We start from the raw sequence: 26,786 nt of genomic DNA, 5'->3' as shown, positions 1-26,786 counted from the left end.
TCTCTCAGGCTGAAATCGCCAATATGGCTGGTGGGGCTCGGGAGAACGTCAGCCGCGTCCTCAATGTCTGGAAGAGAGAAGGTGTTATCAGCCGCCTCTCTGGATATTACTGCCTCGAAAAGCCGGAGGTGCTACGAGCTGCCGCAGAGCTTTAAACTCGGTATTTGAGTAAAAGTGACCCGAAGTAACAAGAAGGGCATGGGCCTTGTTCTTGCAAGGCTCCTGAAACACCGAGATGACCTATCAGCATTTTGACATTCGCCCGCAGGACGAGTGTACACCAATCCATCCTGACCTGACGCATTCTCAAGTGCGTGCTTTGGTTGCCAGTCATTCAGATAAACTCCGTCACAATGGCGAGCTGGCATCAGTCTACCAAAATAGCATGAAGTGCGACTGGGAGGATTACGAAGCTCAGGCCGTGCGATTCTGGTGCTCCGCTCTCATGAAAGACAGAAGCTATTCTGGCCGTCCACTTGGCAAGTATCGTGGTGCTGCAAAGCAGGTATGCAGCGATGATATTGCCAGCTGGTTGAAATTATTCGAGAATGCAGTAGATGAATGCGTTGCTGAAACCGCTCGGGCCAACACCAAGAAATGTGCGACCCAGGTTGTTGATTGCTTCCATATGGCGATGATCCCTGCTTGAGTAGTTGAGCTTCGCCATGCATAGCATTTCCTCTGGTGGATCTACGGAGCTTTAGAACTATGAATGATACAAGAGACGCTGTCGAAGAAGAGCAGCCAATTGGTGAACTGACCACGCGCACAATGGCGATGCCGGCAGACACCAATGCTTCTGGCGATATCTTCGGCGGTTGGGTTGTCTCTCAAATGGATATTGCCGCCGGTATTGCAGCAAGCCAGTGCGCCATGGAGCGTGTTGTGACTGTTGCGATCGACAGCATGACCTTTATCCGCCCTGTTAAAGTGGGCGATGTAATGTGTGTCTACTCCAACGTCCTCCGTGTTGGCAGAACCTCTGTAACGCTTGCCATTGAGGCCTGGGCTTTACGCCACCGCTTTGGCTATCGCGAGAAGGTTACGAATGCTCAGTTCACCTTTGTTGCTGTTGACGATGACGGCAAACCGATTGTGATCTCTGAAGAGCAACGTGCTAAATACAACAAGGCTTAAGCGGATCGCGGACCAGGAATAGGAAACAAGCAGTGTCATCAAAAATTCCCGTTATGTCAGCGCGTGAACGGACACCGCTTGATCCTTCCATCACACCTGCCCAGATCAATCATCTGGTTGAGAGTTTTTACGGCAAGGTTCGCCAGCATGAAACGCTTGGGCCGATCTTCCTGAGAGAAATGGGTGAGGACTGGGGTCCGCATCTACACAAGATGAAGCACTTTTGGGCGTCTGTTCTGCTAAAAACTGGATCGTATAAAGGCAAGCCGGTTCCCGCTCACGCGAGAATTCAAGGGGTCACCACTGAGAATTTCCATGAGTGGATGGACCTGTTTGAAGACGAAGTCTATGCGATTTTCTCACCAGAAGCCGCACCGCTTCTTTTAGCAACTGCACAGCGCATCGCGCAGAGCCTGTGGCTTGCAATGTTCGCAGACCCATTTGCCACGCCTCCCGCAAAATTCGGCAGCCGCGCAGCTTAAAAATCAGTTCTTATTTTAGTGCAGCTTAACTAGCTCGGGAATTTCTTTTTCGAGCGCAGCGCGTTTTGCCTGAAGTACTCACGCAAGGCTTCCAGTTCTTCAGGACGACGACGTGCGGTATCCGCAAACAAGCGCTCGTCGACAACCGTGTGACAGCCTTCTGCCCAAAGCCGAAGCAACACAGCAAACCGGTCGGAGCGCTCGTCGGTGGTCAAAGGCGTATTCGGCTGTCGGGTTGAATTGGAAAGCAACCGACTGCGCAGCCCTTTTTCTAAAATCAGGCAATCCAGCAAATAGGCAGCAGTAAACTCGTCGGCAAGGTGTGCGACGGCTTCCCTCAAAGATTGAGGCACATATTCAGATACATACGATTGCCATGCAGACTGTGGCTGACCAGCAATATCAAACATTAAATCCTCCATCGGTTTCCCGAGGAGGACTGGCGCAAAATCCATTGAAACTACCGCTTGGTTGTTACGAATGATGAAGACAGCGTCCTCACTTCGAAACCACATCCCTTTTGGCGGAGACCACCTTGCCCGGTTAGGCAGGTTGGCGAGGGCGCCAGCCCTTCTCTTGATGATGCGTAGGATTTGGCACGAAAATGAGGCAATTGCAAGTGGGCACCTTTCCTTTGTTCTTTGTCCACACTTTCAAACTTACGTTGTGTCGTATTCTAGCACCACAAAACGCAACTTCCGCTAAGTGAATATCTTCAATTTTTGTGGTTCTATAAACCGAATTCCCGTCATATCTGAGTATTCTCCTCAGACTTTGAATGAGCGCATAGTGACGGCTCAAAAAGGCAGAGCATTCCAAATATTCCGATAAATTTTCTCAGTCAAATTTCTAGGTTCTTCAGGAAGGAAAAAACGATGTGCACCACAAAGCCCGTTCTCTTTGGAGTCCTGACAGGGTGCGCCTACGCCTTGCTGCTAACCACTTCTCTGGCAGCAACGACCACCAAAATGGTCGATGGTGTCAAAACAGAGTTTGTGGAGCAGGTCTCTGAAGAACAGAAAACTCTGGCTCGCAACGCTGAAGTTGTGGTCATGCCGAAAGGCTTCCACATCGAACCTTATGCAGCCGTGCCTGATGCCCGTCATATGGCCGTCGCGCCTGATGGCAAAACTGTCTTTGTAGGAACGACCACGGACAGAGTCTGGGTCGTTACTCCGGATGAAGAGGGCAAGAAAGCTGCAGAAGTTCGCCAGTTCGCTCCAGATCAATCCTTCATCATCCCCAACGGTGTGTGCTTCACAAAAGATGGCTCATTGGTCCTTGCAGAGCAAAACCGTGTTCTGAGTTTTCCGAACGCATTGGAAAACAAAGAGCAGGGCAAGCCAGCCTTGAAGGTGCTGGTCGGCAAGGGCATGCTTATCCCTCCCTCTGAAGAAAGCTACAATCACTCCTCCCGTGTGTGTGATCAGGGCCCGGATGACCGCATCTACATTTCTCTTGGCCAGCCTTACAACGTGCCGCCCAAGATGAAGCTGAAGCTTTATGACAGCCTCGGCATCGGCGGCATTATCTCCATCACCGCAGATGGTATGGACCGTCAGGTCTATGCGACCGGGATCAGAAACTCCGTGGGCCTGGAGTTCCATCCAAACTCCGGCAATCTCTGGTTTACCGACAATCAGGTGGACGGCATGGGTGATGACATCCCGCCCGAAGAGCTGAACAAGGCCACCGAGCCGGGCAAGAACTACGGTTTCCCATGGTATGGCGGTGGAACGGTCCGTACCCCGCACTACATCGACGAGCCTGTCCCAAGTGGCGTGGTGAACCCGGAAGTCGAACTGGATGCCCATGCCGCAAGTTTGGGCATGACGTTCTATCAGGGCGATATGTTCCCTGAAGAATACAAGGGCGGTGTCTTCATCGCGCAGCACGGCTCATGGGACCGCTCAGTGCCAATTGGCGCACGTGTGGTGTTTGTGCCCATCAACGAGAAAGAAGAAGCTGGCGCCCCAAGTATTGTCGCAACAGGCTGGATTGATGCCAGCGGCGATTATCTGGGCCGTCCGGTAGACGTGGTCGAGCTTGGCGACGGGTCTTTGTTGATCTCCGATGACTCTGCCGGAGGGATCTATCGCATGTACTACGAGGACTAGGGATCTCCTCTGACCTGCGACAACACACTTAAAAGCAAAAGACCAGAGCAGTGCCTCTGGTCTTCTTGAGTTCTATACTAAGCCCTTAGTGTTCGCCGGGGATACCTTTGTAAGCATTTGGACCCCAGACCTGCTTGACGCGCTGATCACGACCACAGCGATAGCGGTAGAACTTGTAGCGGATCGGGTTCTTCTCATAGTAGTTCTGATGATAATCTTCAGCGTCATAGAACGGAGCTGCAGTGCGGATCGGTGTTACAATCGGGCGGTTAACCTCACCTGATTTTCCAAGCGCTTTCTTGGAGGCCTTTGCAGCCTTCAGCTGCGCAGGAGAGGTCGCAAAGATGGTTGTCTGATAGCTCTCACCACGATCACAAAACTGACCACCAGCATCAGTTGGATCAACGGAATGCCAGAAGGCTGTCAGCAGCTCTTCATAAGACACCTTGGCCGGATCAAACTTCACTTCCAACGCTTCAATATGACCTGTGCCACCAGCAGAAACCTGCTTGTAGGTCGGGTTTGCACTGCGGCCACCCGTGTAACCAGATGTGGTCTCAAGGACGCCCTCGATCTTGTCAAAGTCGGACTCGATACACCAGAAGCAACCACCAGCGAAAATCGCGGTTTCGGTCTCAGCAGCTTGCGCAGGCTGGCTCACAGCATAAAGCAAAGGAAGAACGGCAAGGGCTTTTGCAGCTTTGCGTGCAATCATCTCAGATCCTTAAATCAGGTCATGCATTGGAATTTCCAAAACCCTAGCAGCCACCAGCCCACAACGGAAATGAAGTCACTTCAACAAAATGTCAATCAGCGAGAGCATGGTTCGCGTCTCAAACCTCGCAGGACATATTCCAACCGGTCACGTTAAAACCGGCCTTGTAATAGGTACGTATGGCGCCGTGATTGTCGGGGGCAACACGCAGTCCAATACGTGTCAGGCCATCTTTCTTGAATGTCGCCTTCAACGCCTCAAGAGCTTTGGAGGCATACCCCTTGCCACGATGTTCTGAGTAAACCAGAAAATCCATGATGAAGGCAGACGCATCATCCTGAAGGGAGTACCAGAGAAACCCAACTTCCACTTCGCCAGCCTTCGTCTTGTTGACGATGCTCAGCAGCTTATTGTGTTTGTTGCTTTTTCCCTCTGGAAAGGCCTTTGACAAGCCTTCCTCGGCTTTCTTCAGCGCGGCCTGTTCCTCCATTTTGCGATTATCCATCAGGTCCTGAGCGTATTCAGAGACGGAAATGATCTGAAACTCATCAAAACGAGCTGCGGGGAATTCCTGAAGAACAATCATGGTAAGTCCTGGTTGCCAAAGGTTGAAGCGCTTGGGAAGGCCTTGCGCTGATCATGCGACGGGAAGCTTAATTGAAGGCAAAGGCCGCGAAAAGCTCAATGCTGTAATTCCTAACAGGTGCGGTTTTAAGCCGCTGGATCATCATAGCGACACTGAAACGATCTAGGTTTTCTTTCCCGCATATGATCAAACGTTATTGGGGTCTTGCGAAAAACAGCTCAATTCAGGGCTGTGTGTCCTCCGGTTGGTTAGAGACCTCCGCCTATACTTTCCCTTGGTCTTTAAAGGGAATGCGCATGATTATCCTCCTGGCATGTATCGCCGTACTCTGTGGTTTGCTCTATGGCTACAACGAAGGCGTCATCGCTGGCGCTTATGAGCCCATCAAAGCAGAGTTTGAATTCTCTGCGTATTGGGGAGGGCTTCTGGTCGCATCCTTGTCCATCGGCGGTTTGATCGGAGCCTACCTGAGCGCCTATCTCAGCGACAGATTTGGCAGACGATCAACGGTCATCATCGCAGCCCTGTTTTTTATCACCGGAGCTGTCTTATCCAGTGTGGCGCAAGACCTTTTCATCCTCACATTCGCCCGTTCTCTCATCGGAATGGGGATTGGCCTGTCCTCAATGGCTGGCCCCCAATATGTCTCAGAAATTGCGCCGCGCAAGATCAGAGGCCGTATGCTGGGCGCATTTCAGTTCATGATCTCCTTTGGTGTCTTGATTGGCTACCTCTCCAATCTGATCACGCTTGATCTCGGCTACAGCGCAGAAGCCATTAATCGTTGGCAGTTCATGTTCCTCCTTTCCGCGATCCCTGCAGCGTTTCTGCTTTTTGGAATCTGGAGTGCCCCCGAAAGCCCGCGCTGGCTCGTTATGGCAAAGCGCTCAGCAGAGGCTGAGGCCGTCTTTGAAAAGATCGAACCAACCCGATCTGAGGCGTGGGTCAAAGGCAATGTGAAGCGGATTGAACAAGACCTCGCCGAAGTCGCAGACCAAAAGGGAGGTTGGCTGGACCTCATCAATCCACGAAACCGGCCTATCACCAGTTTCTGTGTCTTCACCTTCCTGTTTCAACAGCTCAGCGGCATCAATGCTGTCATCCTCTATGCACCGGAGCTTTTTGGCGACCTGGGCTTTTCTGAGGAGGCAAGCCGCTTGTCTGCAACAGTCGGGCTTGGCGCTGCACTCGCTCTGGCCGCAGCTGCCAGTTTGCTCCTTATTGACCGCGTTGGCCGCAGACCCCTGATGGTCTACGGATTGCCCGCCTGCGCACTCTCCCAGTTCCTGATCGTGGGAGGTTTTCTCATGGGGGACGGGATTGGCACGGCTTTGTCCGTCTCAGGTCTTTGCCTCTACGTGATCTCCTATTCCCTCTCCATGGGGCCGCTGCCATGGGTCTACATGTCAGAGGTATTCCCCAATTACCTGAGGGCCAAAGGCATGGTCGTAGCAGTAACCGTCAACTGGGTCTTCACATTCCTCGTTGTGTTCGGTTTCCCCAAATTGAACCAGCTCTTCACGATCACCGAGATCTTCCTGTTCTTCGCCATATGCTGTTGCATCGGAACCGTCTACGCCATCCGCCGCGCACCAGAGACCAAAGGTGTCTCTCTGGAGGATATCTACGAGCTGTTCCACAAAGGGGACAGCAAGACGGCTGAAAGGCCAGTCGCTGGCGAGTAAAACCACAAGCACCAAAAGCACCGCATGACCTCTCATGCAGTGGTGAAGCTAAAATCCCGAGAAACGGGAGGGGCAAGGCGAGCAGGCAATACCTGCGCATTGTATATAAATTAGTTTCTTCGGCATTGGCTGTCGCCTTGCCCGGGCGTTTTTGTATGAAACAAGGTCTCCACCGAAAGGCATTGGGAGCAGGTGCCTACCCATCACTGTGAGGTCTCACAAAACACAAGGCTTTGCTTCGAAACTCACCTCTTTGGGCAGTTGCTGTAAAGGACAGTTTGACTTGTCCCTGACAGCTGCAGCTGCCAGTGTAGACGCCCATCGGGTGACCAGCTTCCGCTTGGTCCCTGCACTAAAGACTTTCAAGGGGTGTTTCAACGAACCCGCCGGAGGATGCGTTATGTCTTCCGGTAGCCCCGCCCAGCCCACGCCGAACTGACGGTCGCTCCGCCAGCTGCCCGTGTACGTGGACACGAGATAATCTTAGGGCTGGCGGAACCAGGGGGAATAAGTTTTTGATGCAAACGCGACGAACGACAGCGTATCTCCGAAAAGTGGAAACCGGTTTTCGGATAAAGATATGCAAAAACAAAGACTAGAGCGCGTTCCGTTTGATTGAATTCAATCAAACGACAAGAATTCGCTGAAAGTAAAGAAATTAGAGCGTGAGGCGTGAATGCAAATGAACGCAACACGCTCTAAAGCAGCTCAGGTATTTCAATTTAAATGCGAACTGCTTTAAGGCATCAACCGCTCAAGAAACGGAGCAACAACCGGGCCCCACACTTTAGGACCCTCATCCCTCAGAAAGAGATCATGACCGTTTTCACCCTCAAGCGGCAAAATGGCAAGCTCTTGCTTTGCATCACTTTCTGATGTGTAGGCCTCAAAAAATGACTTGGCCAACATCGGGCTATAGTACTCTTCGTTCTCCGCATAAACCCAGAGTGTTGGTAGCGTTGTCCCAGCCCCAAACATCCTGAAACCTTGCTCTGCCTGTTCTAAATCCCGCGCACTATAATCATCTATTGCCACTGCCCCCGGCGCGAAAGCGATGACACCGCGAACACCATTTGGAGTCTTCCGAGACGCGGCTAATACGCTGTTCCCACCTGCAGAAAATCCGAGAAGGACAACATGATCAGCAACCACAAACCGCTGATCCTGAAAGTAACGCACTGAGCTATTGATATCACGAACGCGCTCCTCAAGGACCTTTATGAAACCTTCTGAATCCCCATCCTCAACAACAGAACGCTGCCCCTCTGAACGTCCGTAGCCCCTGCGAATAACAACGGCAACAGCGTATCCTCGCGCAAGAAACCACCTGATTGCAGCGTCAGGACGGAAATCATAGGGACCGTCACGTGGAGCACTCCGAGCCGCCCCATGAGTAAAGACCGCCAGAGGAAAAGGCCCTTCCCCATCCGGCTTGAAGGTGGTCGCATCCAAAGTGATCGTCCTGCTGCCGTCTTCCAACTCAACCGGAACCCGCCAAATCTGCATATTCAGTTCACCAAGCGGCTCACTGATGGGACCAACCCTTTGATGAGGCGATTGCGCAAGAGAGGCTTGCGCAAAAAACAAGAAAACCAAAACTGACAAACTGGTGATGAAACCCGAGACCACGTCCCGCTTACAGAGCCTATAAAACATCTTGCCCTCACTTGAATTACAATTGCATTACAATACAATTACAAATGAATCACGATTCTCACACAACTGCAAGCTGGATTATTCAAGACAGAAAGACGAGGAAATGTAGGACTTGGGGCGTTTCTCGGAACATTGATGAAACGACAGTGTATCTCCGAAAAGTGGAGACCGGTTTTCGGATAAAGATATATAAAAACAAAGGCTAAAGCAGTTCAGGTGTTTCAGCTTAAATGCGAACTGCTTTAGTTCAGCGGCTCATCACCGCTCTTCTTCTCATGCTCAAGATCGATCACACCGCGTTCAAGCGGGCCGTTGTAAAGGATGTCTTTGTTCTTATCGATCCAGACAAGAATTTCGGCAACAGCTGCAAACATGTCTTGCGGAATGAGCTCTTCAATCTCCACTTCCGCATGCAACATACGGGCAAGCTTCACATTGGCAAAAATCGGCACACCTGCCGCTTCAGCTTCTGTACGCATCTTAAGCGCAGTCAGATCAAGCCCCTTGGCAACCACCAATGGCACAGCAACCTCATCCGGGCGATAGGAAATGGCAACCGCGTAGTGCGTCGGGTTCACCACAACAGCACTGGCTTTGCGGGTATTCTCAAGGTTGTCGCTCATGAGAATTTCCTGAGAAATCCGCTTACGCTGCCCTTTAATTTCAGGACTGCCCTCGGACTCCTTATGTTCCCGCTTCACCTCTTCCTTCGTCATCTTCAGGCTCTTGATGTGGGTGTGCTTCTGAAACATAAAATCAAGGATCGCCACACCAACAAAGGCCAGAAACGATATCCCGAGGATCAGTTTCATAATCGCACCGCTGATATTAGCAATGCAAGGAATGCCGCAGGAGAGCGAGTTGATGTAAGCGCCAATTGCGTACTTCACTGTGAAGTAGAGCATGGTGCTGAGCAAGGCGATCTTCAGGATGGATTTGAGAACCTGCACCACCTGCTTCATGGAAAAGATGCGCTTAAACCCTTCAGCCAGACTGATCTTGCTCAGCTTGGGCATGATGCTGTCAACGGCCCAGAGAAAGCCAAACTGCACAAAGTTGCCAAAGATACCCGCCGCAATGGCAACACCAATCAGCGGCAGCACAATGTCCATAAAGGTCGAAAAAACACCAAACACCCCTTCTCCGGCGGAGGAAGAAAAGTCACGCCGCGTCGCCAGACTGGCCATGTCATCCATCAGGCCAACCAGCTTGGAGAAATTGCGGTCCCACGCAAACCAGAGATAAGCAATCACCGCAAACAGCGAGATGGTGGTCGTGACCTCGGTACTCTTGGCCACCTGCCCTTTCTCACGAGATTCACGTTCTCGTTTGGGGGTGGGAAGTTCGGTTTTTTCGCCAGCACTCTGCCCACTCATGGACGGACCTCAAGCTTTTGATCCTGATAGATGTCCTTGCCTTTTTCAAAGATCCCGAAGATCTCGTCCGTAAACAGCTTCAGCTCAATCTGGTGCTCAGCCGCTTCTGGCAGCAGGAATGACAGATAGAACGTCAGCAGAATGACGGCCACGCCACTCTTAATCGGCATGGCAAGAATGAACACCTGAATTTGCGGATCAAACCGGCTGATAATCGCCAGTGCAAACTCTGCAAGGAACATCAGGATCACCAATGGTGCAGCCATAACAAACATCAGGCGCATCGCATTGTCGAAGATCGACAGGATCAACTCCGGAAAATCCTCTGGCAGAACAGGGATAAACTCAGTCACCGGAAAGATCATGTAGGAGTTATAAACCAGTGTCAGAATGAAGAAGAACCCTGGCGTCAGGAAGAGATAGAGAATGAACGCACGCGAGAACAAATCCCCGACTGGCGAGCTCTCGTTCCCCAACATCGGATCAATACTGGAGGCAACCGCAGCACCGCGCTGGTTGTCAATCAATGTCCCGGCGGACTGGACAGCCCAAAGCAGACAAGAGATCGTATAGCCAATCAGAAACCCGATGGCATACTCCTTGAAAAAGTAGACAACAAACATCGATCCGGTTGGCGAAAATCCGTCCACGTACTGCAGGTTATAGGGGTACAGCGGGATCGCAATCACCATCACAACCACATTACGCGCCATGCGCGACATCAACGTGGCATTGAAGATCTGTGATGTGGCAAACACCGCAAAAATGCGCGGAAACGTCAGCAACAAAACAAGAAATGCATCACGATGGACTGTGGTGATCTCCGCAAGCAGGTTCATTGGCGTTACCTGACCAAGGTCGGGAAGTCATCAAACAAGGCCTGCGTAAAGCCAATGGTCTCCGAGCCAAGGAAGCTGGACATCATGAACAGCGTCAGCGCCACGGCGATCAGCTTGACCCCAAACTGGATTGTCTGCTCCTGCATCTGCGTCAAAGCCTGCAACAGCGACACTGCAAGGCCAACAAGCGAGGCAACAATGATTGGCGGCAAAGACAGCATCATCACAAGGATCATCGCCTCGGAAATGCGGTAGACGGCGTCTTCAGGGGACATAAGCTACTCCTCTCACATTTCCGGTTAAACGTAGGTCTTGATGAGACCGAGGATCAAACGCGACCACCCATCCACGGCCACAAACAGGAACAGTTTAAACGGCAGGGAAATCGTCAGCGGCGACACCATCATCATGCCCATGGCAAGCAGGATGTTGGAAACAACAAGGTCAATCGCAAGGAACGGCAGATACAGCAGGAACCCGATCTCAAACGCCTCACGTAACTGCGAAACGGTATAGGCCGGCAGCAGAATTGCGATGCTGTCCTCTGTCATGCTTGCGGAAATATCAGCAGGCCACAACTGACGGGACGCCTCAAGGAAGAACGCCTTTTCCTTGCTGTCCGCATGCTTGGCGAGAAAATCTTCAAGCGGCCCCTTAGCAGCAACAAAGGTAGTCTTCATCTCCTCCACCGTGGTGATGGAGAGGTTTCCTTGCTCTACGATCTCAAATGTCTGCAAAAAGACCGGCAGCATGATGTAGCCGGACAAAATGATAGCCAGCGCATTCAACGCCATATTAGGTGGAATCTGCTGCACGCCAAGCGCGTTACGCACCAGCAGCAGCACCACCGAAAGCTTGATAAAGGATGTGGCGACAATGGCCAGAAAAGGAACAAGGGCCACAACCACAAGCACTAATATGAGCGAGAATGGATCAGACGTCATCAGCAAATCTCAGATTGGGCACCTTTGGGCACCTCTGGTTATGTTAGGCTTTGGCGTGACCAAAAGCAGTTTTAAAGGCCGGTGCCCCGGTCAGTTTTGGAAATGCGCAGTGCGACCCGCTCATCAATCTGCACCAGATGCCCCTTGGCAATGCGCTTGCCCGCAGCTCGCACATAAACCGGTGTCTCTTCATTGAGCGCAGGCACATCAATGTTCACCAACGATCCCGCCGCCCAGCTTTCCAGCTCGGCAATAGAGATCTCGCGCTCATCAACTTCAAACCGCACCGGCACCGTCATCTGCGACAGATCAATGGAGCCGATCTCCTCAGCACCACTCGCCTGCTCTGCATTCGCTTCTTCGGTTAGCTCACTCATACCGTTCACACTCTCAATTCGTTCGCAGCCCCATCCCTGCTCAACCAGCACCAGATGATGCCGGCTCAGCGGCCCGTCCACGGTGATCCGTTGACCCAGCGCAGGTGCATCCAGCACCACCAGATCCCCAATACGCAGACTGGAAACCTCAGCGGTTGGTAACGGCGCTTCACACAGCGTCAGGCAGATGGAGGTGTTCAACTGTTCGCGCACGGCGCGCCATGCAGGCTGTGCGGTCAGCGGCAAATCTCCAAGAAAACCGGAGAGCGCGTCAGGCCGCACGCCAACTTTGGCCAGCACAGGAGCACCGCCAATTTCGCCATACCTGACAGTAAACCAGCTCAGTTGCTCCAGTTCATGCGCTGGCAACAAGGCAGATACAGCCTGCAGCGGCAGCTCGCTCTGGATCTTCGTAAAATCAGCGGGCAATTCATTGCGCAAGTTAGAAACAATGCCTTCAACCAGAGCATTGCGAAGTCCGTCTTCCAGCTCAAGAACATCCGCATAAGCGAGCGGCACATTCAGCTGTGCAGCAAACGGAAAGTCCTCAAGCACCAGCAGAGCTGTTGCACCAGATGCACTGCGCAGAATACAGCCCTGCGCAAAAGCGGAAGGCGCTTCACTCACCTGAAAGTTCAGCGTGTGCGTGCTCTCAACCGTAATGTCCTGCTCCGCGTAGCTCAAAGCTGCGTTCCAGTAGGCCAGCGGGTCAGTTTTGGATTGATAATTCAAGGATGTCATGAGCTGGTGCTGTTCCCCGCAAAGATGGAGGACAGACCTCCCATTGAAGACAAACCAGCATCAACACTTTCAATCTCCTGCTGTTCCAGTCGATCAAGAATGCGGATTTTCCGGTCAGGAAACCGCTGCTGCAAGGTGCTCATAAGCCCCTGCGCTGCTGCCTGAACTTCACCAGCGACCCGGTCACCACTCACACGCTCCAGCACAACAGCCAGACCGCCTTGTGTTGTCATAACTTTCAGTCCCGCAAGGCCAAACCGGTTGGCATCAAGGGTCAGACTCAAGACGCGCCCATCGCTTTTGTCTGCCATGGCCTCTGTGCGCATAGCCTGTTCAATCTGGTTCGCAATCGCGCTCATCGCCTTATCGACACGTGCTTCAGTACTCGCCTGACGCACGGAGCTGAACAGCTCGGACGGATTGGAAACGGAAATACTGCGGGCTTCAGCGGGATCAGACGCGGCCAGCAACCGGGCATGGCTCAAGTCAAGCGGGTCAGTCTGCCCCTGCTCGGATCCTTCGCCCTCCTCCAGAAAAGCACCCTTTCCATGAACCGGAACAGACTTGCCTTCAGCGCTGCGCAATTGTTCCTGAAACAAGCTGACATCCTGCCGGTTCAACCCCTCGGAAAATTTGTTGCCCTGCTGCTTGCCAGACGTTTTGCCATGCTCACGAGGTTGCTTACCACGTATATTTTCAAGATTTTGCTGCTGCTCAAGTGGCTGCGAACCCTGAGAAACTTTCATAATTCCACTTGCCTTCGCCCGGAAAACTGCTCCTCGATCTCCTGCTCCTCCGCAGCCTCCATTAAGGCATTAGTCTCAACCCGAAGATCATCCGCAACCTTTCCATACTTATCTTTGATGCGAAGTGCTTTTTGATACTCAAGGCGGGCAGCATCCGCATTTTTAAGCGCACGATCATAAACATAGGCCGCGCGTTCCGCTGCGTCCTCCAGCTTTTTGACCGCGCTTTCAAGGATCTGTGCCTGCTCTTTCACTTTATCGAGATCATCCGTTGAAATGACCTTCTTGATGATCTCCAGATAAAGCGCATCCTGCTTGGCTGGCAGCGCGGAACGTTCATCTGCCGCAACTTGCCGCTTGTGCTCCAACTGCTCTTTGGCACGCCGAACTTTCTCCAGCTCAGCATTGAGCGTCCTTTGAGCTTTCTGCTCCTTAAGTGTTTTGACGAGATGAAGTTTTTTGATTTGGTTGATCACGCAACAGTGCTCTTCAATTTGCTCAAGGCCTCATCAAAGCCATTGAACTCATCAGTACGCTGCTGCAGAAATTCTTTGATCGGCTTGTTCTTAGCAATTGCCAGATCAGCCTCAGCATCAGCCCCCTTCTGGTACTCACCAATCTGCACCAGAAGCTCAACCTCTTCATACTTCGCCAGCAACGAGTTCACCTTGCCAGACATCTCGCGATGTTCAGGCGTGGTAACCGCTGTCATCACGCGGCTCTTGGAATTCAGAATATCAATGGCAGGATAATGGTTGCCCGCTGCCAACTTGCGCGACAGCACAATATGCCCATCCAGAATGGAGCGGGTCTCATCCGAAACCGGCTCGTTCATATCATCGCCCTCCATCAGCACCGTATAGAACGCAGTGATCGAGCCCTTATCATTCATCCCTGCACGCTCCATCAGGCGCGGCAGCGTGGCAAAAACAGAAGGCGGGAAACCACGACGGGTCGGCGGCTCACCAACAGCGAGGCCAATCTCACGCTGTGCACGCGCAAAGCGGGTCACGGAATCCATCAGCAACAGCACGCGCTTCCCCTGATCGCGGAAGTACTCTGCAATCGAGGTTGCAACAAACGCCGCTTTCGAACGTTCCAGGGAACTCTTGTCAGAAGTGGCAACAACCACAACGGACTTCTTCATCCCCTCAGGACCAAGATCATGCTCGATGAACTCGCGTACCTCTCGGCCACGTTCACCAATCAGCGCCAGCACGGTCACATCAACAGCAGCACCCTTCACCAACATCGCCATCAACGTGGACTTACCACCACCAGCAGACGCAAAAATGCCCATACGCTGGCCTTCGCCGGTGGTCAGCATGCCATCAATAGCACGCACCCCCATTGGCAGTGGCTTGTCAATAATCCGGCGCTGCATAGGATCCGGCGGTTCCTGGTTGACCGGATAATGCGTTGCAGGCGTAAACTCCCGGTCCAGCCCATCAATAAAGTTGCCCATGCCATCTAAAACCCGGCCAAGCAACCCATCACCAACAGGAACAGATTGCACATGCCCCGTCGGACGAACTTCGGTGTCCGGCCCTACGCCATAAAGCTCGCCAATGGGAGACAGCAGCGCTTCATCATCATGAAACCCAACCACTTCTGCCATAAGTTTGCGGCCTGTTGAGCGCGTGTAAAGCTCAGCAATTTCGCCAATTTCCACCTTTGGCACCACTGCATGGATGAGTGTACCCACCACTTTGCGGACACGGCCTGTCAGCGGATAAGGATCAGCATCCGTGGCAGCTTTGACAAGCGTACGACCAAGCCGCGGCACTCCGGATCCAATCTGGTTGCGACGGTCCTCAACATGCTCAGCAGGTTCAATGAGAGATGTCATTACACCTCCGACAATCGCTTGGAGGATGCTTGAGCAGATGAAGTACGACGCAGGATCTCTTCAATTTCCTCCAGCCGAACCTGCAAGTTGCCATCAACGCGGCCAACAGGTGCGTCCAGTACAATGTGAGCCCCCTGCAAATCGCCATCCTCGACAATCTCAAGAAACTCGACCTGCTTGAAACCATCAGTGATCGCACCGCTCATGGCCATTGCTTGGGAGTACATTTCCGGTGCAACATGCAACCGCACGCGCTTTTCAGCTCGCAATGATTTCAGCATACTGCGGGCCATCAGGCGAACGCGCTCAGCATCATCAAACTCATCCAGCAAACGACGCAGCAGCGTGATGGTCACCGTAACAACATCATGCTCCACGTCACGCAAGCGCGTGTCGAGCATTTCTTGCTCACCAAGGATGCGTTCACAGGCTTCAGATTGCGCTTTACGCACACCATCTTCATAGCCCTGCATTTGCTGTTCTTCATAAACGCGCGTCGCATCCTGCAGAATTTCCTCTGCCTTGCACTGCGCATTTGCAATGATCTGGTCAGCTGTTTCAACGGAAGCAAATTCAGCTTCCTTGATGATGTGCGTGCCTGGCGTCAGGTTTGCGCCCAGCTCTTTCAGTCTATAAATGCTCGCCATTGTGGCAATCTCCGACGCAAATACTGGACAAAATGCTCTTGCTGCTCTGCTCGCATCACCTGCAAACGAGCGCTAAGTTTTTCGTTGAGTTCATTGGAAAAGCGAAGACGAACAAGCGGCTCAAGTTTCGCATCAACAGCACTGACGAAAGCCAGAATGCCCTCGGCACCAACAAGTGTCAGCGCCTGCAAAGCTTCTTCATCACTTCCGCGGCATAGAAGATCGAATGCCTCATCATTCTCGCTTTCATAGCCAAGCGAGCTGAAGAAGAACGCCACATCGCGAATGGCGATATCAAAGACCTCTTCACCAAACAGAGCTTCCATACGCTGGCAATCATTCTTCAGCACAAGGCGCCCGATCATTTCATGAAGTCTGGCAATTGCGATGATGCGCATAACGCCGCCAAAGTCTTCAGCACCCAAACTGCACAACATCAGTGCAAGCCGGGCCTGCTCTGAGACTGCCAGAGTTGGCGTGACCGCCACATCAGCAGCAAGCGCAGTAAGCCCAAGCTTTTGCGAGACATGCGTGTTCAAAGGCCTCTGAAAATCTTCCTGCCCAGCCAGACCACGCAGCACGCTCAACTCAACACCGGAAGCGACCAGATGATCATCATGCGCAAAGGAAAGAGGGTTCAGTAAAGATACAGCAAATCTGGCCTGAAGCGACCAGACTGCGGAGTGATGTGGAGTACCTGTCATCATGCAAACCCCTGCTACTAAGCAAGTTCTTCAGGCAGAAGCTCGTTGTCGTCTCCACCCTTGGCTTTTTTGCCGCCGGAGCTGATCTGCTTGAACAGCAAATAGCCAACGCCACCAATCAACAGCAGCAGCACGACGCCTACAGCGCCAAGGATCTGCCAGAACATACCAGCGTCATCGCGTGCAATGCGCAAGCCCGGGAACACGGCCTCATACTCTTGCGCTGAGCGCTGTGAGATTGGTTTCAGCTCACGTGCTGGAACAAGCGCAACAGAAACGCTGGCATATTCAACACCCTCAATCGCATTACTGACCAAACGCTTGATCTGAGGGATCAGAAATTCAATATCAAACTCTGGGCGATGCTTGATGAAGATCGCGGCAGAAGAAGGCTTCACCTCTTCGCCAAGATCCGCCTTTTCCGGCAAAACGATGTGAACGCGAGCAGAAACAATACCATCGATCTCGGTAATGGTCTCAGCCACTTCCTCACTCAACGCGTAGATAAAGCGAATACGCTCTTCAAATGGCGAGGAAATAATGCCAGATTTCTGGAAGACCTGACCGAGCGTGTCACGCGTACGTTTCGGCAAGCCATTCGCATTCAAAATAGTGACGGCACGCTGAATATCGTCGTCATCCACCTGCAAGGTGACAAGACCATCTCCCAGACCAACTTTCTGAGCAGACACACCATTTTCCAGCAACAGGCTGAGCATGGTGTTTGCCTCCTGCTCAGAAAGGTTGGTGTAAAGATCTGTGTTGCAGGCGGCCAAACCAATCACCATGCCCACAATTGTAATAAAACGCCGAATATTCATTTAGACTTTCACTATACCTACTGAATGCGCAGTCTTAATCAACGCATCAAAGCGTCCAAGCCTTGCGTGGTTTTGCCTGCAATTTTCGAGCTTACATCAACCAGCAAAGAGTAGTTCGCCACTTCGATCTGCATATTGATCAGCTTGTCAAACTGACTAAGTTGGCCACCTTCAGAAATTGCATTGATGTTGGAACTGGTCTCGGCAAAAACACCCCTGACCTTGGCCAACCCGTCAATAACGAAGTTACTGTCCGTCGGATTGACGGAAGCGATTTGTGTTGGTGCTGAAACAGCTGCCACGTTCTGGGCAGCATTAACTTGCTCCACTCCGCCAATGACCACATTGCCATTTACGATTTGCCCGGCTACAGGCGGCTGTACGCCCCCGGCAGCATTGAGTGCTGTCTGGAACTGGTCCTCAAGACCGGTAACATCGCCTGTTGAACCACCAGTTGACGGGGCTCCGCCCTGCAACGCCTGCTGCAGTTGAGAGGTGAGTGCGCTGTCCAATACTGTTGCCATGAATGCTCCTCACGTATTACTGAAACTAAGGTAAACTGAGCCGGACGCCCCTTAACGGGACATCATCGCGCTTACTGGACTGGCGAGTTCGTCTCTGGAGGACAGAGCCTGCGCAGCAATTTCCGCGCACGGCGTACCAGCTGCCATCTCACAAACTTCGCTCAGGATTTCGCAGGCCGTATCAATCTCGCCCTTACGCAGCAGCGCCAGCCCGCGATACGTCTGGATGGTATCTGTCGGCGGTGCGTTTTCCAGACAGAGCAAGGCTTCATCCACATTGCCGCGCGTCATTGCAGCAAGGCTTCGCCCCAAAGGACCTGCCTCCTGATCCGGTCGCATCACCTGGAATGCTTTGAAGATGGAGTCAGCATGTTCTGCAAGACCATAGGAGACAGCAATAAAACCAAGCTCCGCGAGCACCTTTACGGTTTCACTATCAAAATCTTCTGCGTTCATTCCACCCTCACTCCAAAGCTTGCATGCGACCTGCTACATTCAAAGAGCAAGCCGCATACGAATTCTTGTTGTCAATTGATCGAATAGATTTCGCTATTCAAACCTAACGATTATTGAAGAGAAGCATCCCGCTTTGGCGGAACTGGTGGAATGTCACCAGCTGCTGGCTTGGGCAATGGAGCCGGTCTTCCGTCCCTCGTTAGATTTCCGTAGATCGCCTGATCATCACCAAGAAGCACATCAGAATACTCACTGCTGTTCTCTACAGCACTCTCCACCCCTGAATTTACGTAGAGCGGTTCATTGTTCACAGTGCTCACCTTCTCTCCCCAGCGAGAATCTGCCTGAGACAGATCTATAGTCGCGTAAGTCTCATCAAGCAGGAAACTGCCCGGCTCCACCAACGGTCCAGTGTTGAAGTTTAGCCTGTTGTATGGATTTTCATTCTCGATGGCCTGACGATCGATATCAGCCAAAACGCCCGCAGCTTCCCTACGCTCATTTGCTGCGGCTTCTCGCAACTGATTTGGCGTGTAATGCCTAAGGATCGGCGCGCCTTCTTTGTCACCACCACGCTTATTAACCGCGGCATACTGCTGATCCCCAAGCTCTGGCTTATTCAGATCGCCTTCAAAGCGAACAGTTGCATACTCTTCTTCGTCAGGCACACCTTCCCCGCCAAGCAAGCTATATCCGTCACCCGACACATCAGAGTAAGCTGAGCCGTAAAGTAAGTTAGGCAGAACAACAGCGCCATCCCGATCAATGAAGCGACCACCGCCAGGATTGACTGAGATTTCATCGTACACACTGGCATCCGACAAAGCCTCGCTAACCAACGTATTGATCGTCGTGCTCAATTCTTGCAGTGCTCCAAAACGCACGTCATTGCTGTGATATGTTGGCTTGCTTTGAACCTTGTCAAAGGCCGCGGTCAGAATATCGCCTGTCTTCGCCTGATGGTTTTGAAGCCCACCTTTTTCTAAACCTGCAGAGATCTCATTCTTTGCCAACTGCGTGAAGACATGCCAGTTGTTCAGCTTTTTGTCGTGGGTTTGCAAAGCATTCCCAAACAGTTTGCCACCAGTCAGCTTGGCCAAACTTGCTTTGGAAACCTTACTACTTCCGTCTTTTGTCTCTGCGCTGTAGATGGTTTCACCATCTCTGACGTCACCACCAGTAACACGAACCTGCGCATTGTCTTTGACAAAGTCCTTGTTTGCTTGATGGTCTATCTGCGCCAAAACATCAGATAATTGACTACTACTGGAGAAGCTAACTCCGGTCATTATTGCCTCCGCATTCCATAAGCCTCGAACGGCTCGTTACCTGTAAATTCTTGAGTTTAGAATGCACGTTTGAGACATACTGCTGAGTGCCGTTGGTCACAGCCAACGATGTTTCCTGCAGAAAAAACATCAAAACACGACTTGGTTATTCCTCGTTATCTCAATAACTTAGCGTTAAGTGTCAAACAGCACAAAGGCCGATCCATTCAGAACCGGCCTCTCAGAACTAGATGACGTATGAAGGGTAGGAGCTAAGCAACCGCCATCTGACGGGCAATTGCTCTCATCTCAAGCTCTTCCCAGACCCGCATTTGCCCATTAAAGCTGCGCATCTGATCGTTAGAGGCCGAGATACTCTCCCTATCTGCAGATCCGAACGTTTTGATCATAATTTCAGCCAGAACCTCATCAGAAGTTTCGTCCTGAACGCAGCCACTGGTCCGCACGAGGTACGCCAACCCAAGCTCAATCTTCTCCTCCGCGTCATCAAATATCTTCGCTGCGATGGAAAAGACCGGAGCTGATGGAAGTACGTCCATGACGATGGCATTAATGCGTGTGAGTTCACCAAAACTCAAAGCAGCTTCTGAAGGCCCTCTATCACCAAACGCCTGCTGAATGATCGCCATCATGTACTCAAACACATCGCAGTCATGCGCTTTGATCTGGTTTTCAATCAGGACTTCAAAATCATACCAGGTCCCGGCATCTTCAACATCATGCACTTGCTGCTCGAATGCCTCTGCTTTTGCAGTCAAAAACCTGCCTCTGACGCCAAGCTTTCCTACCATTTTCCAGAGAGGCTGAGAGAGACTGAAAGCACGCGGCTTCACCAGCTTGGTTTGAAAGACAAGCTCATCTTCAGTTCGCCCCCGTGCCTTTTTCAGCGGAGGAATAACAAGATCAGACTTTCGAATTTTCAGATCATGTTCACTACTGAGAAGTGCATTCAGCAGATCGTTAAGTGTTGGCCTTGAAGGAAGAACAAGGTCAATCATAAAGCATCATTCCAGTTTTGTTGTTATTGTGTTGGCGCAGCTGAAGCACTGCGAACCGTGCGAATTGCATGTGAGTTTTTCGTCTGGTAATCCCGATCAAACGACAGCACTTTAATCCGGCGCTCTGCGACTTTGGCTTCCTGTACTTCGCGTTCAACGGCATCATCTTCAACACCAGCAAACGCATCCTCAACACGAATTTCGTGCCCGCCTTCATCGGCAACGTCGCTCTCTTCACCAACCGGTGTAATCTTGGCAGCCTTGGTCTTCAGCTTGTCGCGGCTATAGGCTTTCTCGCGCACAGCTTCATCCTCATCAGGTCCACCCGTCTCCACTTCCCCCTTCTCATCAAGCAACTCACGCGATTGCTGGAGGGATAGTTCAGTGGCTGAAGCCTCATTCATGCTGTTGAAGCTGGACTCAAACGCAGGCTGATCATCATGCGGCGCCTCTGCAGGCGGCTGAACACCTTCCGTTGGACAAACACCTTCTCCGTGATGAGGGATGTCGCCATGCGGGCCGTCGTTACTATTCGTCGGCGATGAAGGCTGTTGCTCCAGATAATCGTCCAGATTACGCCGCCCCAACCCGGCATAAGAAAATCGGAAGTCATCATCACTGACATATCGCATCTGATTACCCGCCAGTTGAAAGCCGAGAGACGACATCAGCAACGCGCTGGAAACACCAACGGTCGCCTTTGGCTCTTCCTTGAAGTTCTCGGGCAGAACAGTCACAGCGCCTTGGTTCTTCAAATAGGAACTCAGTGTCTTGAGGGAGGAGAATTTCAACCCCTTTGGATTGTTCTTCTCTTCCTCATAAACAAACTGGGAGATATAGCTGATGGCCTCATCAAACAGGTCCTGACGTTGATCCACGGAATCTTCATAGAGGCCCTGCGCAGCCTCATTCCTCAACAACTGATAAAACACATTCCAGTTGGAGACCTTCTGCTCTGGTCGATCTGCTTTATGCTGAAGGAAGCGGGTGTGGCGTGTCACAGCGCGGCAAAGTCCAAGCACTTTTTCACTAAGCCCGTCCCCGTTTTCACGAGAGACTGTGGCCTTGTAAAGCACCTCACCATTTTTGCTCGCACTTCGGGTCAGGCTCACACGGGCATCCTGAACCGACTTACCCGAAATAGCAGCCTCAAGGCGTGCGACCACATTGGTGTAACGATCATTTTGAGAAAAGAGGATTTCAGTCATTGTGGCCCGCCAGATACCGACAGCCGCCAAACCACCCTCCTCAGGATCAGTCACAGGATACTGTCTTAAATTTTTGGAGAAAGAAACGCTTAAGCCCCATGGAAGGAGCTAGGATTTTTAGAGGCTTATCAGAGAGGCTGGTTCAAACAGGTCATGCTCATCGTCGTCAGCTGCACTTTCAGCCAACCCGCCCATTTCACGAACAATCTTCAGCCAGCCAGCCGAAACATCAGCAAATGCCAACACAAACTTGGCAAGTTTTTGAGCATCCCAGGCAACAGCACGAAGGTCATTATGCATGACCAGCGCATCGTTTTCGATCAGTACCAGACGCATACCGCCAGACTGGAAGCTTTGCGTGTTGTAAACGAGAACCAGCTCCAGGATCCGGTCTCTTTGCACCGCCGTCAGCTCACACAAACGCGCAGAAACACAGATACGATCACTGTCTGTAACCAGCTTGAACTTTAGAGAAAATGCATCCAGGTCAACAACACGAATAGATGGATCCTGTTCATCTTCTTGTGGTTTCACGCCTAATATCTGGCATGCATCATTGAGCAATTTATCGAGCATTGGGGTACTCCGCTTCCTTACTTTCTTGCAGACAACACTGCCAGAAAACGAAGAAACACAAAGTGCTAAACGATACAGTTTGAATAAGATGCAATCTCAATCGGCATTATTTTTCATTTATTATTCAAAAGCCTAGCAGATACAGAAAGAATGAATTTCTCTCACCATCCTACAACTTGAAAAAGAAATCCCCCAGAACACCGAAACATTCCAGGGGACACATCTGTCAGTTCAAAGCAGCTTAGAAAGAAGACAGTTCACGGCGCAGTTTTTGCGTAATGTTCTGCAGTTCGGACTGCTTGCGAACAACACGCGGTGTAATCATCACCAACAGCTCAGTTCGCTTTGTGTCATTCGTTGTATTGTCCTTAAAGAGCTCGCCAAACACCGGGATCTTGCGCAGGATCGGCACACCAGACTCACCCTTTTCTTTGCGCTCCTGAATAAGGCCGCCCAGCAAAATGGTCCGTCCGGATTCAACAACGATATCCGAGTTGATGGCTCTCGTTGTGATTGTTGGCGTCAATGCGTCATCAGTTTTACTTTGCACCACATTACTCACCTCCTGCTGGATCTGCAGCAGAACGGAGTTATTAGACCGGATATTCGGCTCAACCTGCAAAACAATACCAGTATCTTTCACCTCGACTTCATTGGACACAGTCACATTACCATTGTTATTCGAAGACTGGCGGCGAGACGCAAACGGCACTTGATCACCGATCACGAGGCGTGCTTTACGACCATCCAGAACTGTCAGATATGGAGAAGAAATTACCTTCACCTTGGTGATGTTCTGAAGCGCTTTCAACACCACATCAACACCAACAGTATTGAGGGAAAGCGCACCACCCGCGGCTTTAGCAGGACGAGAGGCACCCTCAGCAACGGCTCCAACACCACCCGCAAAATTACCCTTACTCAGGTACCACTGGACACCATAGGAAAGGTTGTCATTAATGTTCACCTCAGCAATTGTCGCCTCAATCACCACCTGAGAAAGCGGCAGATCAAGTGCTTGCACGACATCGCGGATATGTTTGAATTCTTTATAGGTTGAGTTCACCAGCAACGCATTGTTCCGGCTATCAGCAACGATGCCTACTTTCTTGGCAACGGCGACTTTGGCACCGCGCGTCTCAGCAATATCGTCAAACAACTTATTCGCGTTGTTAAAGCGGTTGTTGATTGAATCACCACCTGGATTTACGGAAACACCAGTAGCAGAAACCGGGAACTTGCGGGCAGAAGAGCCATTATTCTGAGCAGCTTGCTTCTGTTCATTGACTGGTGGAGCAACAGAACCGCTGCCCCCTTCACCCGCAAGGATCTGCGTGAGCTGCGTTGCAATTTCATTTGCGGGCAAATACTTCAGCGAGATGATCCGCACCTTAGGCGTATCCAGAAGATTATAATCCACTTCCTTCGTAATCCGGCGCACACGCTGCAACATCTCGCGGCTCTGCACAGCCACAAGCAAAGACTGCTGCGCCTCAAGCGGAATAACGGTCAGCGGCGAATTGACCTGGTTTGGATAAAGCTGCTGGAACAGTGTGGTGATCTGCTTGGCAACCTGACTTGCTGAGCTTTGCTGCAGGCGCAACACAGACACAATCGTTTTGTCATTATCGCGATTGTAAAGGCTGTTCACCAACTCTTCAGCCGCACCAATATCTTCTGGTCGCGCCCGAACCGCAATCTTGTTCGATCCCTCAACCGCAACAGCAGAAGCACCAGCTGGTAGGATAGCCTGCAAAACCTTCGCCGCATCACCAGGGGAAGCTGAGCGAACAGGCAAGATCCGAAGCTTCAGATCGCCCGCAGATCCAACACCAGAAAACTGCTCAATCGCCTGAATGGTTTCAGGACGGCCAATGTGGAAGATCTGGTCAATGAGCTTCAGAATATAGCCATTGCGACCCAGAAGCACACGAACCAATGATAGCATCTGGTCTTTGGCAATTGGTTTTTCCGTCTGGAACGTGACAGCGCCTTCCAACGGCTCATCAATCACATAGTTGACCTGCAAAATCCCACCCAGCGTTTGTTGAATGAAATATTCCAGAGTTTCACCACGGAAGTTCAGGCGCACCACATCGGAGGTTGCCTTGGCATCACTGGATTGCGCAACGCGGATTTCCTGCCGGTTGGCGTTATTCAGCCGGGAATCTGACAGCAAAACCTTAGCTTCTTCATCATTGAAGTAGAAAGCCGCGCCGGGTCTGCCTTTTTCCGCATTTTCACTATTCACCCAACGGGTGTTGATCGCACGGCCCAACACGCCACGCGTATTGGATGCCAATCTTGGTTGACCTGAAAGGGCAAGATGGTTTTCGCGCTGGTTCTCTTCTGAAAAGAACCGCTGAAGCTGGTCAGACAACCCCGCTGGCGGGGCTGTATTGTCCCATTCCTGATCAGCTGGCTGGGTTGTAGTACACCCCAACAGGATCAAAGAAATAGAAAGTACCCCTGCTGTCTTGCGCAGCATTGAACTTAGTTTAGCACCAATCATTTCAAACCTATGCGTTCAGCACAAGCGCCCAACACGATCCCCGGGGCTAAACGAACCCGGGGCTATCGCACTTGTGCTGCCCGAACTTTATTCGATTACGTTAAACGCGGCCGTTATCTAAAAGCAGCTGAAGTCTGCCGGTCGTATCCGAAGTGTCCTGACCAGTAACGGACTGCTCCGCCACAGAAAGTGATTTGGAGATTGAGCTGGACACAAAACCGACCAGACGCAGGGCATACTCAGCTTGGAGAAGCGTCATCAAAGCCTTCTCATCCTTTACACGATCCTCAGCAAACACACGCACTTCCTCGCGCAGTTCTTCAATAATGGTGTGACGCTCATCAAACTCAGGCTTAGTCCCGTTCAGCTTGCTGGCAGCATCCGACAAAGCACCTTCCAGCGTAGACTGGCCGTGTTCGTCCATCTCACCAGTCTTCGGCGCACCAGCCATTTCCTCAAGCGCAGTACGCAGCAAAGATTGCACCGCATCACTTTCACTCAGGTCTTCAAGTTTGACGTCCAGCTGCTGGACGGTATCAGCAAGCGCAGTCTCTACCTCACTGATCGAGGTATTGATCTGAGCAATCTCACCATTCAGGCGGGCAACTTCCTTAGGATCCTGAACGAGTTCGCTATCTGGATCATCTGGATCGCTTGGCACAGTTGCTGGAAGATTTGCCAGTTCATCTTGCTTGGAGGTAAGGCTGGTCTGCAAATCAGACAACTGGCCTTCCTGTTCCTGCTGCTGCAAGTCCAAAGCCTCAATGTCAGCTGCAATATCTTCCTGCAAAGCAAGCGCCTGTAGCAGCTCAGAGCGTGCAGAACGCACTTTTTCAGACTGTCCGATAAGATTTTGCTCTTTCAGCGAGGTTTGGATTTCCTCAAACCGGGCAACAACCTGCCCGACCATCACTTCCAGATTTCCGCTGTCTGGCGGTGGCTGCAAACCGAACGCTGCCGACACCCCGACTGAGAGGAGCTGACTGGCAGACGGAATAGACTCAACACTCTTGTTCGCGGCCGGGCGAACAATCTGTGCACTGTTATCAATGGCATTGGATACAGATGAAGAACCAATTGGCGTAACTGCAGTCATCTCAGACTCCTTGAATTATCTCTCCCTATATCTCGCAGATAACCCAGAGGTCGTGTTGTGCCTTAAAACACAGAACCCGCCCTCTTATGGACATTATCGGGACAATTACGGAGTGAAAAAATCGTTACTTCCATGTGTGTGCTGAACGTACAACACCTGCGACATCCTTCTGATCAAAAACGAAGAATGAGATCAGTGCCAAACAAACTGTAGGATTGACAACTAAAGACCGCCTTAGGAAGAACTGTCGTCCCCAGAGCCAGCAGTCCGCTTCGCAAGGGCCGCCTTGAGGGCAGATAGGACACCGTCTGTGAGAAGCATGAAAGCATAAGCATAACCAGGCCGCCGCTTATGCTCATTCAACCGAGGAAGCTGCGTATAAAGGCGTTGCAGTAAATGATACCGATTCTCGATCTTCGCAATCAACTCATGCAAATCGACAGGCGAGTAAGAGGCCACCTCAAAGGTTGTTAGCCCGATGCGGTTCTCGTCAGAAAACGTCAGGCTCGGCTTCTCGTAGGCAAACCAGCGAGACAGATCAAACTGCGCACTGTATTTGAGATACAGATGATCAGCTTCCTTCAGGCGATTGACCGTCCGGGTCGCCCGCTGTTCATACTCAAAGCGATGGTCTTGAGAGAGTACTCTGGTCCGCGCCAGTTCGGTCCCATACTGCAACGCAATCTGGCGATCCACTGACATCCT

Annotated in this window: 30 protein-coding genes and 1 riboswitch; of the genes, 6 read left to right on the top strand and 24 right to left on the bottom strand. The window is 51.6% G+C overall.

Going from position 1 to position 26,786, the window contains the following annotated elements:
- From PPL9_RS16530 to PPL9_RS16515, 4 genes are all read left to right on the top strand, one after another.
- The coding region (locus tag PPL9_RS16530) for a helix-turn-helix domain-containing protein (RefSeq protein ID WP_152986722.1) at nucleotides 1-155 on the top strand (155 nt) is incomplete at its 5' end.
- Between the two features lie 80 nt (nucleotides 156-235).
- Nucleotides 236-649: a group III truncated hemoglobin gene (locus PPL9_RS16525; protein WP_057463736.1), complete on the top strand. Its 414-nt coding sequence runs from the start codon at nucleotides 236-238 to the stop codon at nucleotides 647-649.
- Between the two features lie 59 nt (nucleotides 650-708).
- A complete protein-coding gene (locus PPL9_RS16520) occupies nucleotides 709-1,137 on the top strand; it encodes an acyl-CoA thioesterase (protein ID WP_057463735.1) in 429 nt (142 codons plus the stop codon).
- A gap of 32 nt (nucleotides 1,138-1,169) precedes the next feature.
- Nucleotides 1,170-1,619 carry a group III truncated hemoglobin gene (locus PPL9_RS16515; RefSeq protein ID WP_244273181.1) on the top strand — a complete coding sequence of 150 codons (450 nt, stop codon included), beginning with the start codon at nucleotides 1,170-1,172 and terminating at the stop codon, nucleotides 1,617-1,619.
- Between the two features lie 29 nt (nucleotides 1,620-1,648).
- Here PPL9_RS16515 and PPL9_RS16510 read toward each other — a convergent pair whose 3' ends face one another.
- Nucleotides 1,649-2,029, bottom strand: coding sequence for a hypothetical protein (locus PPL9_RS16510; protein ID WP_208980504.1), 381 nt, complete (start codon nucleotides 2,027-2,029; stop codon nucleotides 1,649-1,651).
- 47 nt (nucleotides 2,030-2,076) lie between these two features.
- Nucleotides 2,077-2,207, bottom strand: a riboswitch (SAM-I-IV-variant riboswitch).
- Nucleotides 2,208-2,494: 287 nt separating this feature from the next.
- Between PPL9_RS16510 and PPL9_RS16505 the strand changes: the two genes are divergently transcribed.
- On the top strand, nucleotides 2,495-3,736 hold the full coding sequence (locus PPL9_RS16505; protein ID WP_057463733.1) for a PQQ-dependent sugar dehydrogenase: 1,242 nt from the start codon (nucleotides 2,495-2,497) through the stop codon (nucleotides 3,734-3,736).
- Between the two features lie 85 nt (nucleotides 3,737-3,821).
- Here the strand turns inward: PPL9_RS16505 and msrA are convergent, their stop codons facing one another.
- Together msrA and PPL9_RS16495 are read right to left on the bottom strand one after the other, a co-directional pair.
- Nucleotides 3,822-4,451 carry a peptide-methionine (S)-S-oxide reductase MsrA gene (msrA, locus tag PPL9_RS16500; RefSeq protein WP_057463732.1) on the bottom strand — a complete coding sequence of 210 codons (630 nt, stop codon included), beginning with the start codon at nucleotides 4,449-4,451 and terminating at the stop codon, nucleotides 3,822-3,824.
- Nucleotides 4,452-4,569: 118 nt separating this feature from the next.
- Nucleotides 4,570-5,037, bottom strand: coding sequence for a GNAT family N-acetyltransferase (locus PPL9_RS16495; RefSeq protein ID WP_057463731.1), 468 nt, complete (start codon nucleotides 5,035-5,037; stop codon nucleotides 4,570-4,572).
- Nucleotides 5,038-5,333: 296 nt separating this feature from the next.
- Between PPL9_RS16495 and PPL9_RS16490 the strand changes: the two genes are divergently transcribed.
- Nucleotides 5,334-6,722, top strand: coding sequence for a sugar porter family MFS transporter (locus PPL9_RS16490; RefSeq protein WP_057463844.1), 1,389 nt, complete (start codon nucleotides 5,334-5,336; stop codon nucleotides 6,720-6,722).
- Nucleotides 6,723-7,460: 738 nt separating this feature from the next.
- On the opposite strand, the gene PPL9_RS16485 is transcribed toward PPL9_RS16490, so the two are convergent.
- The 21 genes from PPL9_RS16485 to PPL9_RS33380 form a co-directional block, all read right to left on the bottom strand.
- Complete coding sequence (locus PPL9_RS16485) at nucleotides 7,461-8,228, bottom strand: alpha/beta fold hydrolase (protein ID WP_208989425.1); 768 nt, start codon at nucleotides 8,226-8,228, stop codon at nucleotides 7,461-7,463.
- Nucleotides 8,229-8,620: 392 nt separating this feature from the next.
- Nucleotides 8,621-9,754, bottom strand: coding sequence for a type III secretion system export apparatus subunit SctU (sctU, locus tag PPL9_RS16480; protein ID WP_057463729.1), 1,134 nt, complete (start codon nucleotides 9,752-9,754; stop codon nucleotides 8,621-8,623).
- A complete protein-coding gene (gene sctT, locus PPL9_RS16475; protein WP_057463728.1) occupies nucleotides 9,751-10,593 on the bottom strand; it encodes a type III secretion system export apparatus subunit SctT in 843 nt (280 codons plus the stop codon). The genes sctU and sctT overlap by 4 nt, the downstream gene beginning before the upstream one ends.
- Nucleotides 10,594-10,598: 5 nt before the next feature.
- Nucleotides 10,599-10,868, bottom strand: coding sequence for a type III secretion system export apparatus subunit SctS (gene sctS / locus PPL9_RS16470; protein WP_008546860.1), 270 nt, complete (start codon nucleotides 10,866-10,868; stop codon nucleotides 10,599-10,601).
- A gap of 24 nt (nucleotides 10,869-10,892) precedes the next feature.
- Complete coding sequence (gene sctR, locus PPL9_RS16465; RefSeq protein ID WP_057463727.1) at nucleotides 10,893-11,537, bottom strand: type III secretion system export apparatus subunit SctR; 645 nt, start codon at nucleotides 11,535-11,537, stop codon at nucleotides 10,893-10,895.
- Nucleotides 11,538-11,608: 71 nt separating this feature from the next.
- A complete protein-coding gene (locus tag PPL9_RS16460; protein WP_057463726.1) occupies nucleotides 11,609-12,655 on the bottom strand; it encodes a FliM/FliN family flagellar motor switch protein in 1,047 nt (348 codons plus the stop codon).
- The gene (locus PPL9_RS16455; protein ID WP_057463725.1) at nucleotides 12,652-13,401 is read right to left on the bottom strand and encodes a hypothetical protein; all 750 of its coding nucleotides are present in this window, start codon (nucleotides 13,399-13,401) and stop codon (nucleotides 12,652-12,654) included. Before PPL9_RS16455 ends, PPL9_RS16460 begins: the two co-directional genes overlap by 4 nt.
- The gene (locus PPL9_RS16450; RefSeq protein WP_057463724.1) at nucleotides 13,398-13,877 is read right to left on the bottom strand and encodes a YscO family type III secretion system apparatus protein; all 480 of its coding nucleotides are present in this window, start codon (nucleotides 13,875-13,877) and stop codon (nucleotides 13,398-13,400) included. The genes PPL9_RS16455 and PPL9_RS16450 overlap by 4 nt, the downstream gene beginning before the upstream one ends.
- Nucleotides 13,874-15,250 (bottom strand): type III secretion system ATPase SctN, encoded by a 1,377-nt coding sequence (gene sctN, locus PPL9_RS16445; protein WP_057463723.1) that lies wholly within the window; start codon nucleotides 15,248-15,250, stop codon nucleotides 13,874-13,876. Before sctN ends, PPL9_RS16450 begins: the two co-directional genes overlap by 4 nt.
- Nucleotides 15,250-15,897, bottom strand: a complete 648-nt coding sequence (sctL, locus tag PPL9_RS16440) for a type III secretion system stator protein SctL (RefSeq protein WP_057463722.1) — start codon at nucleotides 15,895-15,897, stop codon at nucleotides 15,250-15,252. Before sctL ends, sctN begins: the two co-directional genes overlap by 1 nt.
- The gene (locus tag PPL9_RS16435; RefSeq protein WP_208989424.1) at nucleotides 15,876-16,601 is read right to left on the bottom strand and encodes a hypothetical protein; all 726 of its coding nucleotides are present in this window, start codon (nucleotides 16,599-16,601) and stop codon (nucleotides 15,876-15,878) included. Before PPL9_RS16435 ends, sctL begins: the two co-directional genes overlap by 22 nt.
- A gap of 17 nt (nucleotides 16,602-16,618) precedes the next feature.
- A complete protein-coding gene (sctJ, locus tag PPL9_RS16430) occupies nucleotides 16,619-17,422 on the bottom strand; it encodes a type III secretion inner membrane ring lipoprotein SctJ (RefSeq protein WP_057463720.1) in 804 nt (267 codons plus the stop codon).
- Nucleotides 17,423-17,460: 38 nt separating this feature from the next.
- Nucleotides 17,461-17,946 carry a hypothetical protein gene (locus PPL9_RS16425; protein WP_057463719.1) on the bottom strand — a complete coding sequence of 162 codons (486 nt, stop codon included), beginning with the start codon at nucleotides 17,944-17,946 and terminating at the stop codon, nucleotides 17,461-17,463.
- A 51-nt stretch (nucleotides 17,947-17,997) separates the two neighbouring features.
- Complete coding sequence (locus tag PPL9_RS16420) at nucleotides 17,998-18,402, bottom strand: hypothetical protein (RefSeq protein ID WP_057463718.1); 405 nt, start codon at nucleotides 18,400-18,402, stop codon at nucleotides 17,998-18,000.
- Nucleotides 18,403-18,512: 110 nt separating this feature from the next.
- A complete protein-coding gene (locus tag PPL9_RS16415) occupies nucleotides 18,513-19,691 on the bottom strand; it encodes a hypothetical protein (protein ID WP_057463717.1) in 1,179 nt (392 codons plus the stop codon).
- 251 nt (nucleotides 19,692-19,942) lie between these two features.
- Nucleotides 19,943-20,689: a hypothetical protein gene (locus PPL9_RS16410; RefSeq protein ID WP_057463716.1), complete on the bottom strand. Its 747-nt coding sequence runs from the start codon at nucleotides 20,687-20,689 to the stop codon at nucleotides 19,943-19,945.
- A gap of 23 nt (nucleotides 20,690-20,712) precedes the next feature.
- Nucleotides 20,713-21,951 carry a hypothetical protein gene (locus PPL9_RS16405; RefSeq protein WP_208989423.1) on the bottom strand — a complete coding sequence of 413 codons (1,239 nt, stop codon included), beginning with the start codon at nucleotides 21,949-21,951 and terminating at the stop codon, nucleotides 20,713-20,715.
- 63 nt (nucleotides 21,952-22,014) lie between these two features.
- Nucleotides 22,015-22,473, bottom strand: coding sequence for a type III secretion system chaperone (locus tag PPL9_RS16400; protein ID WP_057463715.1), 459 nt, complete (start codon nucleotides 22,471-22,473; stop codon nucleotides 22,015-22,017).
- 241 nt (nucleotides 22,474-22,714) lie between these two features.
- On the bottom strand, nucleotides 22,715-24,985 hold the full coding sequence (gene gspD / locus PPL9_RS16395) for a type II secretion system secretin GspD (protein ID WP_208989422.1): 2,271 nt from the start codon (nucleotides 24,983-24,985) through the stop codon (nucleotides 22,715-22,717).
- 100 nt (nucleotides 24,986-25,085) lie between these two features.
- Nucleotides 25,086-26,081, bottom strand: a complete 996-nt coding sequence (locus PPL9_RS16390) for a hypothetical protein (protein ID WP_057463713.1) — start codon at nucleotides 26,079-26,081, stop codon at nucleotides 25,086-25,088.
- A gap of 234 nt (nucleotides 26,082-26,315) precedes the next feature.
- Nucleotides 26,316-26,786 (bottom strand): hypothetical protein (locus PPL9_RS33380; RefSeq protein ID WP_208989421.1); only part of this gene is annotated, 471 nt, incomplete at its 5' end.

The sequence above is a fragment of the Pseudovibrio sp. POLY-S9 genome, from assembly GCF_001431305.1.
In the GTDB taxonomy this organism is placed as follows: Bacteria; Pseudomonadota; Alphaproteobacteria; order Rhizobiales; family Stappiaceae; genus Pseudovibrio.
This window is presented reverse-complemented; position numbering and strand designations above follow the sequence as displayed.

Excerpts from the sequence above, each read along its gene's own strand:
- PPL9_RS16485 (WP_208989425.1), bottom strand. The coding sequence starts at position 8,228 with ATGCAGATTTGGCGGGTTCCGGTTGAGTTGGAAGACGGCAGCAGGACG.
- PPL9_RS16400 (WP_057463715.1), bottom strand. The coding sequence starts at position 22,473 with ATGCTCGATAAATTGCTCAATGATGCATGCCAGATATTAGGCGTGAAA.
- sctR (WP_057463727.1), bottom strand. The coding sequence starts at position 11,537 with ATGACGTCTGATCCATTCTCGCTCATATTAGTGCTTGTGGTTGTGGCC.
- PPL9_RS16415 (WP_057463717.1), bottom strand. The coding sequence starts at position 19,691 with ATGACCGGAGTTAGCTTCTCCAGTAGTAGTCAATTATCTGATGTTTTG.
- msrA (WP_057463732.1), bottom strand. The coding sequence starts at position 4,451 with ATGATTGCACGCAAAGCTGCAAAAGCCCTTGCCGTTCTTCCTTTGCTT.
- PPL9_RS16425 (WP_057463719.1), bottom strand. The coding sequence starts at position 17,946 with ATGGCAACAGTATTGGACAGCGCACTCACCTCTCAACTGCAGCAGGCG.
- gspD (WP_208989422.1), bottom strand. The coding sequence starts at position 24,985 with ATGATTGGTGCTAAACTAAGTTCAATGCTGCGCAAGACAGCAGGGGTA.
- PPL9_RS16520 (WP_057463735.1), top strand. The coding sequence starts at position 709 with ATGAATGATACAAGAGACGCTGTCGAAGAAGAGCAGCCAATTGGTGAA.
- PPL9_RS16420 (WP_057463718.1), bottom strand. The coding sequence starts at position 18,402 with ATGAACGCAGAAGATTTTGATAGTGAAACCGTAAAGGTGCTCGCGGAG.
- sctT (WP_057463728.1), bottom strand. The coding sequence starts at position 10,593 with ATGAACCTGCTTGCGGAGATCACCACAGTCCATCGTGATGCATTTCTT.
- sctN (WP_057463723.1), bottom strand. The coding sequence starts at position 15,250 with ATGACATCTCTCATTGAACCTGCTGAGCATGTTGAGGACCGTCGCAAC.
- PPL9_RS16525 (WP_057463736.1), top strand. The coding sequence starts at position 236 with ATGACCTATCAGCATTTTGACATTCGCCCGCAGGACGAGTGTACACCA.
- sctU (WP_057463729.1), bottom strand. The coding sequence starts at position 9,754 with ATGAGTGGGCAGAGTGCTGGCGAAAAAACCGAACTTCCCACCCCCAAA.
- PPL9_RS16505 (WP_057463733.1), top strand. The coding sequence starts at position 2,495 with ATGTGCACCACAAAGCCCGTTCTCTTTGGAGTCCTGACAGGGTGCGCC.
- sctJ (WP_057463720.1), bottom strand. The coding sequence starts at position 17,422 with ATGAATATTCGGCGTTTTATTACAATTGTGGGCATGGTGATTGGTTTG.
- PPL9_RS16460 (WP_057463726.1), bottom strand. The coding sequence starts at position 12,655 with ATGACATCCTTGAATTATCAATCCAAAACTGACCCGCTGGCCTACTGG.
- sctS (WP_008546860.1), bottom strand. The coding sequence starts at position 10,868 with ATGTCCCCTGAAGACGCCGTCTACCGCATTTCCGAGGCGATGATCCTT.
- PPL9_RS16435 (WP_208989424.1), bottom strand. The coding sequence starts at position 16,601 with ATGACAGGTACTCCACATCACTCCGCAGTCTGGTCGCTTCAGGCCAGA.
- sctL (WP_057463722.1), bottom strand. The coding sequence starts at position 15,897 with ATGGCGAGCATTTATAGACTGAAAGAGCTGGGCGCAAACCTGACGCCA.
- PPL9_RS16390 (WP_057463713.1), bottom strand. The coding sequence starts at position 26,081 with ATGACTGCAGTTACGCCAATTGGTTCTTCATCTGTATCCAATGCCATT.
- PPL9_RS16455 (WP_057463725.1), bottom strand. The coding sequence starts at position 13,401 with ATGAAAGTTTCTCAGGGTTCGCAGCCACTTGAGCAGCAGCAAAATCTT.
- PPL9_RS16410 (WP_057463716.1), bottom strand. The coding sequence starts at position 20,689 with ATGATTGACCTTGTTCTTCCTTCAAGGCCAACACTTAACGATCTGCTG.
- PPL9_RS16510 (WP_208980504.1), bottom strand. The coding sequence starts at position 2,029 with ATGTTTGATATTGCTGGTCAGCCACAGTCTGCATGGCAATCGTATGTA.
- PPL9_RS16490 (WP_057463844.1), top strand. The coding sequence starts at position 5,334 with ATGATTATCCTCCTGGCATGTATCGCCGTACTCTGTGGTTTGCTCTAT.
- PPL9_RS16495 (WP_057463731.1), bottom strand. The coding sequence starts at position 5,037 with ATGATTGTTCTTCAGGAATTCCCCGCAGCTCGTTTTGATGAGTTTCAG.